7 protein-coding genes and 1 pseudogene are annotated in these 8,006 nt (G+C 72.7%); 5 read left to right on the top strand and 3 right to left on the bottom strand.

The features are described from left to right. Positions 1–94 precede the first annotated feature (94 nt). The gene (locus ABZ318_RS38120; RefSeq protein ID WP_356907007.1) at positions 95–1,909 is read right to left on the bottom strand and encodes an ABC transporter permease/substrate binding protein; all 1,815 of its coding nucleotides are present in this window, start codon (positions 1,907–1,909) and stop codon (positions 95–97) included. Continuing rightward, complete coding sequence (locus ABZ318_RS38125) at positions 1,902–2,978, bottom strand: glycine betaine/L-proline ABC transporter ATP-binding protein (RefSeq protein WP_356907008.1); 1,077 nt, start codon at positions 2,976–2,978, stop codon at positions 1,902–1,904. The genes ABZ318_RS38120 and ABZ318_RS38125 overlap by 8 nt, the downstream gene beginning before the upstream one ends. A 311-nt stretch (positions 2,979–3,289) precedes the next feature. Between ABZ318_RS38125 and ABZ318_RS38130 the strand changes: the two genes are divergently transcribed. Both ABZ318_RS38130 and ABZ318_RS38135 read left to right on the top strand, forming a co-directional pair. After that, on the top strand, positions 3,290–4,195 hold the full coding sequence (locus ABZ318_RS38130) for a 5'-3' exonuclease (RefSeq protein ID WP_356907012.1): 906 nt from the start codon (positions 3,290–3,292) through the stop codon (positions 4,193–4,195). A gap of 91 nt (positions 4,196–4,286) precedes the next feature. Continuing rightward, entirely contained in the window at positions 4,287–5,123 is an 837-nt protein-coding gene (locus ABZ318_RS38135; protein WP_356907009.1) for a siderophore-interacting protein, read from the top strand. Positions 5,124–5,163: 40 nt separating this feature from the next. Here the strand turns inward: ABZ318_RS38135 and ABZ318_RS38140 are convergent, their stop codons facing one another. Continuing rightward, positions 5,164–5,859 (bottom strand): MerR family transcriptional regulator, encoded by a 696-nt coding sequence (locus ABZ318_RS38140; RefSeq protein ID WP_356907010.1) that lies wholly within the window; start codon positions 5,857–5,859, stop codon positions 5,164–5,166. A 196-nt stretch (positions 5,860–6,055) separates the two neighbouring features. Between ABZ318_RS38140 and ABZ318_RS38145 the strand changes: the two genes are divergently transcribed. The 3 genes and pseudogenes from ABZ318_RS38145 to ABZ318_RS38155 form a co-directional block, all read left to right on the top strand. Continuing rightward, a complete protein-coding gene (locus ABZ318_RS38145) occupies positions 6,056–6,973 on the top strand; it encodes a hypothetical protein (protein WP_356907013.1) in 918 nt (305 codons plus the stop codon). Then, on the top strand, positions 6,970–7,419 hold the full coding sequence (locus tag ABZ318_RS38150; protein ID WP_356907011.1) for an ABA4-like family protein: 450 nt from the start codon (positions 6,970–6,972) through the stop codon (positions 7,417–7,419). Before ABZ318_RS38145 ends, ABZ318_RS38150 begins: the two co-directional genes overlap by 4 nt. A gap of 62 nt (positions 7,420–7,481) precedes the next feature. Then, positions 7,482–7,730: pseudogene (locus ABZ318_RS38155) on the top strand (ADP-ribosylglycohydrolase family protein); the annotation flags it as partial. Positions 7,731–8,006: the final 276 nt, after the last annotated feature.

Genomic DNA, 8,006 nt, shown 5'->3' on the forward strand with positions numbered 1-8,006 from the left:
CGCGTGGAAGATGTCCGGGTACTGGGTCGCGGAGTGGTTGCCCCAGATGGTGAGGCGCTTGATGTCCGTGACCGAGGCCAGTGAGCGAAGGGCCCTACTGCGGGGCGAGCTTCTCCGCGAGGCCGGGGTTCCGGTCCAGCCAGGTGCGGACGGCCTGCTGCTCCTTGCCCTTGCCGGTCTCCTGGATGACGGCCTCGAGGTCCGTGAGCTGCTTCTCGGTCAGCGAGAAGTCCTTCAGCCAGGTGCCGACCTCGGGGTTCTCGGCGGCGAATCCCTTGCGGGCGAGGGTGTGGACGCCGTCGCCCTTGCCCCAGGAGCCCTTGGGGTCGTCGAGCTTCTTCAGGTCGTGGGCGGAGTAGGCCCAGTGCGGCGACCAGAGGGTGACGACGACGGGTTCCTTGCGGTCGTACGCGCGCTTCAGCTCGGCGAGCATGCCGGGCGTGGAGCCGTCGACGACCTTGTACTCGCCTTCCAGGCCGTAGTCCTTGAGGACCTTGTCCTTGAGGATGCCCATCATTCCGGCGCTGGGCTCGATGCCGACGATCCGGCCCTTGAACTGTCCCGCCTTGCCCTTGAGGTCGGCGAGGGAGTCGACGCCCTTCACGTACGAGGGGACGGAGAGCTCCAGGGAGGTGGGGCCGTACCAGGAGCCGAGGTCCTCCAGCTTGTTCTGGTACTTCTTCCAGTACTGGGCGTGGGTGACGGGGAGCCAGGCGTCGGTCTGGAAGTCGACCTGTCCGCCCGCGAGGCCGGTGTAGAGGGCGCCGGCCTCCAGCTGCTTGGTCTCGACCTCGTAGCCGCGGCGCTCCAGGAGCTCCTTCCAGAGGTACGTGGAGGCGATGCCCTCGTCCCAGGGGATGTAGCCGATGCTGACCTTCTTGCCGTGGCCGCCGTTCGGGCCCGAGGCGGTGGTGGAGGTCGCGCCGCCGGAGCCGCCGAGGAAGCCCATGCCGCCGGCGGCGAGGGCGAGGACGACGACGCCGACGAGGGCGGTGACGGGCTGCGGGCGGTGGGTCCAGAGCTTGGCGCCGGGCCGCTTGGCGCTCAGCGCGGCGCGGGCCTTGGCGACGGCGCGGCGGCCCAGCGGGGAGACCTGGCGGCCGAGCGCGCCGGTCATCCGGTCCAGGTACATGGCGAGGACGACGATGGAGACGCCGGCCTCGAAGCCGAGTCCGATGTCGACGTTGCCGATGGCGCGGTAGACGGCGCCGCCGAGCCCGCCGCCGCCGACCATGCCGGCGATGACGACCATGGAGAGGCCGAGCATGATGACCTGGTTGACGCCGGCCATGATGGTCGGCAGGGCGAGCGGCAGCTGGACGCGCAGCAGCGTGTTGCGCGGGGTGGTGCCGAACGCCTCGGCGGCCTCGACGAGTTCGCCGTCGACCTGGCGGATGCCGAGCTCGGTCATGCGCACGCCCGGGGGCAGCGCGAAGACGATGGTGGCGATGATGCCGGGGACCACGCCGACGCCGAAGAAGATGATGCCGGGGATGAGGTAGACCATCGCCGGCATGGTCTGCATGAAGTCGAGGACGGGCCGCAGGACGGCGCTGACGGTCTTCGAGCGGGCCGCCCAGATGCCGAGCGGGACGGCGATCACCAGGGTGACGAGGGTGGCGACGAGGACGAGGGAGAGCGTCGCCATGGCCTCGTCCCACAGCTGGACCGAGTCGACGAGCGCGAAGCCGGCGAAGGCGAGCGCACCGGCGGCGAGGCCGCGCAGCCACCAGGCGACGACGGCGAGGATGCCGGCGAAGAGCAGCGGCTGGGGTGCGGACAGGACGGCGTCGATGCCGTCGTAGAGGCCGGTGACGCCGGTGGTGACGGCGTCGAAGAGCCAGGAGAACTGGGCCTGGAGCCAGTCGACGGAGCTGTCGACCCACTGGCCGAGGGGGAGCCTAGGCACGGGCGGTCACCTCCCGGGGCTTGGGGAACGGGACGTTCGTCGCGGCGACACCGCCCATGACGGCGAGGAGCCGCTGCGTCGGTACGACTCCGAGGACGGAGCCGTCGGCGTCCTCGACGGTCACCGGGTGCGGGGCCAGGGCGGCGACGGCGCACAGGTCGGCGACGAGGGTGTCGGGGCCGACGGGCCGGCAGGCGCAGTCGTCGGCGCAGTCGACGGGGGCGGTCGCGTCGGTCATGACGGCGGCGGCGGTGAGCACCCGGGAGCGGTCGACGTCCTGGATGAAGGAGGCGACGTAGTCGTCGGCGGGGCGCACGAGGATGTCCTCGGCCGTGCCGAGCTGGACGATCCTGCCGTCGCGCATGACGGCGATCCGGTCGCCGAGGCGCATGGCCTCGTTGAGGTCGTGGGTGATGAAGACGATGGTCTTCTTCAGCCGCTGCTGGAGCACGAGGAGCTGGTCCTGCATGTCGCGGCGGATCAGCGGGTCGAGCGCGCTGAAGGACTCGTCCATCAGGAGCAGGTCGGCGTCGGTGGCGAGGGCGCGGGCCAGGCCGACGCGCTGCTGCATGCCGCCGGAGAGCTCGTCGGGCCAGGACTTCTCCCAGCCGGCGAGGCCGCACAGTTCGAGGGCCTCGGCGGCGCGGGTCTCGCGCTCGGCGCGGGGCACGCCCTGGACCTCCAGGCCGTAGGCGGCGTTCTCCAGGACGTTTCGGTGCGGGAACAGTGCGAAGTGCTGGAAGACCATGCTGATCTTGGTGGAGCGGACCTCGCGCAGCTCGCGGGGGGAGAGCGCGGTGAGGTCGTGGCCGTCGTAGAGGACCCGGCCGGCGGTCGGTTCCAGCAGGCCGTTGAGCATGCGGAGAAGGGTGGACTTCCCGGAGCCGGACAGGCCCATCACGACGAAGATCTGGCCGGGTTCGACGACGAAGCCGGCGTCGACGACGGCGGCGGTCGTTCCTTCGGCGCGCAGTTCCTCGCGCTCGGCGCCGTCGGCGAGCCTGCGGACGGCTTCCTCGGGTCGTCTGCCGAACACCTTGTACAGATGGTCGGCCTGGAGCCTGGACACATACACCTCACGGGTAGCGACGAAGAACGGCCCCACCACCCCCGCGCGGCTGGGCCGTGGAGCGGGCGGGATCGGCCCGCGGGCCCGTCGCGTACGGGGATTCTTTTCGTTGAATCCCGTACCGGGTTCCGCTCCGGGCTCGCGCATGCCCTGCTTCACAGGGTGCAAACGCAAAGGTGACAGGGGTCACGCGTGTGCCCCCCGAGGCGGGTGGGGCCGCGGCCGGGAGGGGCCCGTCGGCGGGGGAGGCTGTCGGTGCGAGGGGCCTGTCGGTGGGGTGCGGCATGATCGGGGGTGTGACGCGACGCCTGATGCTCCTCGACACCGCCAGCCTCTACTTCCGCGCGTACTTCGGCGTGCCGGACTCCGTCCGGGCACCGGACGGCACCCCGGTGAACGCCGTGCGCGGGCTGCTCGACTTCATCACCCGGCTCGTCCAGGACCACCGCCCCGACGATCTGGTCGCCTGCTGGGACGAGGACTGGCGGCCGCAGTGGCGGGTGGACCTGATCCCCTCGTACAAGGCGCACCGGGTGGCCGTGGAGACGGAGACGGGCGCGGACGTGGAGGAGGTCCCGGACACGCTGTCCCCGCAGGTGCCGGTGATCGAGGAGGTCCTGGCCGCGCTCGGCATCGCGCGGGTCGGGGCGGCGGGTTACGAGGCGGACGACGTGATCGGGACGCTGACGGGCCGCGCCGGCGGGCCCGTGGACATCGTCACCGGCGACCGCGACCTGTTCCAGCTGGTGGACGACGCCCGGGGCGTCCGCGTGCTGTACCCGCGCAAGGGCGTCGGCGACTGCGACCTGGTGGACGCGGAGCTGATCCGCACGAAGTACGGGGTGCGGCCCGATCAGTACGCGGACTTCGCGGCGCTGCGCGGGGACACGAGCGACGGGCTGCCCGGCGTGAAGGGCATCGGCGAGAAGACGGCGGCGCAGCTGATCACGGAGTACGGGGACCTGGCGGGCGTCCGGGCGGCGGCGGAGGACCGGACGTCGAGGCTGACGCCCGCGAAGCGACGCGGGATCGTGGAGGCGGCCGCGTACCTGGACGTGGCGCCGACGGTGGTGCGCGTCGCCGCCGACGTGCCGCTCCCGGAGTTCGACCCGGCCCTGCCGACCGCTCCTCGCGACCCGGAGGCCCTTGAGGTGCTGGTGAAGCGCTGGGGTCTCGGCGGCGCGGTGGGCCGCCTGCTGCCGGTCCTGGAGCGCTGACGGGAGGGGCTGTTCGGGTCATGTCAGGCGCCTCTTGCCGGAGGATGCTAGCTTAGGCATACCTAAGTACGCAGAGTCAGGAGAGCCCGTCGTGGCAGAGCAGCCGGCCCGCAAGGCACCGAAGGCCACCGAAGCCCGTGTGGTGCACACCGAGCGGATCACTCCGCACATGGTGCGGGTCGTGCTGGGCGGGCCCGGACTCGAGGGCTTCGCGGCGGACGCCTACACCGACCACTACGTGAAGCTGCTGTTCGCCCCGGAGGGGGTCGCCTACCCGGAGCCGTTCGACATGGAGCGGATCCGGGCGGAGTTCCCCCGGGAGCAGTGGCCGACGACGCGGACGTACACGGTGCGGGCGTGGGACCCGGTCCACCGGGAGCTGACCATCGACTTCGTGGTCCACGGCGACGAGGGCCTGGCGGGCCCCTGGGCGGCGCGCGCCCAGGCGGGCGAGACGGTGCGATTCCTCGGCCCCGGCGGCGGCTACGCGCCGGATCCGGCGGCGGACTGGCACCTGCTCGTGGGCGACGAGAGCGCGCTCCCGGCGATCGCGGCGGCCCTGGAGCGGCTGCCCGAGGGGGCGAGGGCGCACGTCCTGATCGAGGTCGCGGACGCGGCCGAGGAGCAGAAGCTGGCGTCGGGGACGGGCGTCGACGTCACGTGGCTGCACCGGGGCGACCGCCCGACGGGCGAGGCGCTGGTCGAGGCGGTCACGGCACTGGACTTCCCGGCGGGCGACGTGCACGCCTTCGTCCACGGCGAGGCGGGCTTCGTGAAGGAGCTGCGCCGGCACCTGCGGCTCGACCGGGGCGTGGCGCGGGAGCGCCTGTCGATCTCGGGCTACTGGCGCCTGGGCAAGTCGGACGAGGCGTGGCGCGCGATCAAGCGCGAGTGGAACGACCAGGTGGAGCGCGAGCAGGAGAGCTGAGCCGAGGGGCCCGGGGCGACGAGAGCCCCGGGCCCCTCCGTCACTCCGCTTCCCTGCCCTCCGCTTCCCTGCCCTCCGCTCCCCCGCCCTCCGCTCCCCCGTCCTCCGCCGTCCGGCCGAAGACGCGGTCGGAGGCGTCCACGTGGGCCAGGCGGCGCAGCGCGGAGAAGATCGCGTCGCCGAGGACCGTGCCGATGACCGCGCTCTCGACGAGCTCCTCCCGCGCCACGTGGCGCGCCACGTAGTCCAGGTCGGCCCGCGCCACCCCCTCCGCCGCGCCCGCGTACGCGTCCAGGACTTCGACGAACCGGCCGTGCCCGAGTTCGTCGAGCGTCACGAGGGTCGTCGCGAGGGCGTCCGACGCCGGGCCGGAGGGGTCGGCGTGCCAGCCCCGCGCGGCGATCAGCCCGGCGACCGCCTTCCGCGCCTCCTCGATGCCGGCGCCGGGTTCGCGGTCGTAGCGCGGCACCAAAGGCCTGGTCGCCGCGCCCAGCACCATGTGCACCGACCGCTCCGGGTCGTCGACCGCCGTGACCACCCCGCGGATCGCCGCCACCGACAGGCCGCCCACGTCGAGGAGCGCCCGGATCAGACGGAGTCGCTGCACGTGCGCCTCTCCGTACGACGCCTGGTTCGGGCTCGTCAGCTCGCCGGCGGGCAGCAGCCCTTCCCGTACGTAGAACTTGATCGTCGGTACCGACACCCCGGTCCTGCGACTCAACTCTCCGATGCGCACAGCGCGTTCACCTTCCAGATCCCTCTCCGGCCTTGCCGACCGACGCCCCCATCATAGATAGTGGCGCTATCAGATAGTGGCTAGTGCCACTATCCATAGTTTCCCACGGGGGATCCGTATGTCTTCGTCGAACCCACGCGCCCACGTCACCCCGCCTCTCCGGCTGCACCGCCCCCTGGTCTGGTTCGCCGCCGCGATGGGCGTCCTCGCCCTCGTCTCCGCCGTCGGCATCGTCGTCGACGACCGGATGCTGGTCGGCGTCCCCATCTGGACCAAACCGTTCAAGTTCTCGGTCTCGTTCGTCGCCTACGGGCTCTCGCTGGCCTGGATGCTCTCGCTGCTCCCCCGCGGCCGGCGGGTCGGCTGGTGGGCCGGGACGGTGATCACCGTCGCCAGCACCGTCGAGATGGTGCTCATCACCCTCCAGGTGATCCGCGGCACCCAGAGCCACTTCAACCAGGCGACCCCCTTCGACAGCGCCGTCTTCGCGGTCATGGGCGCCACCGTCGTCGTACTGTGGCTGGCCGCCCTGGTCATCGCGGTACTGCTGCTGCGCGCCCGGATCCTCGATCGGGCGATGGCCTGGGCCGTCCGGCTGTCCTCCCTGATCGCCCTGGCGGGCACGGCCGTCGGCTTCCTGATGGTCCGTCCGACACCGGAGCAGCTGGCCGTCGACGACTCGCCGATCGTCGGCGCCCACAGCGTCGGCGTCCCGGACGGCGGCCCGTCGATGCCGCTCACCGGCTGGGCGACCACCGGCGGCGACCTGCGCATCGCCCACTTCTTCGGCATGCACGCCCTTCAGCTGCTCCCGCTGCTGCTGATCGTCCTCACTGCCCTCGCCGCCCGCTCCGCCCGCTTCCCCGGCCTCGCCCGTCTGGCCGACGAGCGGGTCCGGCTGCGCCTCACGCTCACGGCCTCGGCGGCGTACGCGGCGACCTTCGTCCTGCTGACCTGGCAGGCACTGCGCGGTCAGGCCCTGTTCGCACCGGACGGCGCGACGCTCGCCGGCGCGGGGGCCATCGTGCTGCTCGGCGGGGCGGCCGCGGCACTGTCCCTCCGCACCACCACCACCGCCGCCTCCCCCGCCCGCACCGAGGAGGTCGCGGCATGACCGGCTTCCTGTTCGAGCTGACGTTCTTCCTCGCGGCGCCGGTCTGGCTGCTCATGATCTTCGCGCCCCGCTGGCGGGGTACGGAACGGCTCGCGGCCTCGCCGCTGACCGTCCTGCCCCTCCTGGTCCTCTGGGCGGTGTTCGCCGCCCCCGTCCTGCCCGAGCTGTGGGCCGCGGTCAGCAGCCCCGACATCGACACCTTCCGCGCCCTCACCGCCCTCGCGAACGGCGCCGGCGCCCTCTGGGCCCAGGTCATCGCCTGGGACCTCCTCCTCGGCCAGTGGATGTACCGCGAGGCCCGCCGCCTCGCGATCCCCCCGCTCCTGATGGCCCCCCTGCTCCTCCTGACCATCCTCCTCTCCCCCGTCGGCCTCCCCCTGTTCCTGATCGTCCGCGCGTTCCGGACGACCGGGAAGAAGCGACAGCCGGTACCCGAACCGGCGTGACGGCCGCGGTCCGCCCCCACCGGGGCGGACCGCGCGGCCACCACGCGCCCTACCCTGGCCGGATGTCCGACATCGACCGCGCCGTGGGCGCCGTACTGGGCTCCGCCGTCGGCGACGCGCTGGGCGCCCCCTTCGAGTTCGGCCTGCCCGGCGTCTTCCGGGAACGATTCCCGGACGGCGTCGGGGAGTTGTGCGGAGGCGGCGGCTGGGAACCGGGCGAGGCGACGGACGACACGCAGATGGCGGTCCTCCTCGGGGAGTCACTCCTCGAACGGGGCGGCCTCGACCTGCCGGACGTCTTCGAGCGCTTCCGGCGCGGGGACGCTCGGAGACGATGGACGCCGCCCGCGCCCGCGCTTGCTGGGCGGCGCCCGCCCCCCGTGTGGGCAATCGTCCCGCTGGGGCGGGACGGGTGGGCACACGGGACGGCGCGCTCAGCGGCGCCTCCGCGTTCCGCGCCCTGACCCGCACCCCAGCGGCGGCGCACAACCGATCGCCTGGTTCTACGCCGCGAGCACCGGCCAGATCTCCATCCGGCACGGCTTCAAGGGCCCGTGCGGGGTGGTCGCGAGCGACGAGGCCGGCGG

It is taken from the genome of Streptomyces sp. NPDC006197 (assembly GCF_040613865.1).
GTDB lineage: Bacteria > Actinomycetota > Actinomycetes > Streptomycetales > Streptomycetaceae > Streptomyces.

Bases quoted from the DNA above. Each gene is read 5' to 3' on its own strand.
- ABZ318_RS38130 (WP_356907012.1), top strand. From the start codon at position 3,290: ATGCTCCTCGACACCGCCAGCCTCTACTTCCGCGCGTACTTCGGCGTG.
- ABZ318_RS38145 (WP_356907013.1), top strand. From the start codon at position 6,056: ATGGGCGTCCTCGCCCTCGTCTCCGCCGTCGGCATCGTCGTCGACGAC.
- ABZ318_RS38150 (WP_356907011.1), top strand. From the start codon at position 6,970: ATGACCGGCTTCCTGTTCGAGCTGACGTTCTTCCTCGCGGCGCCGGTC.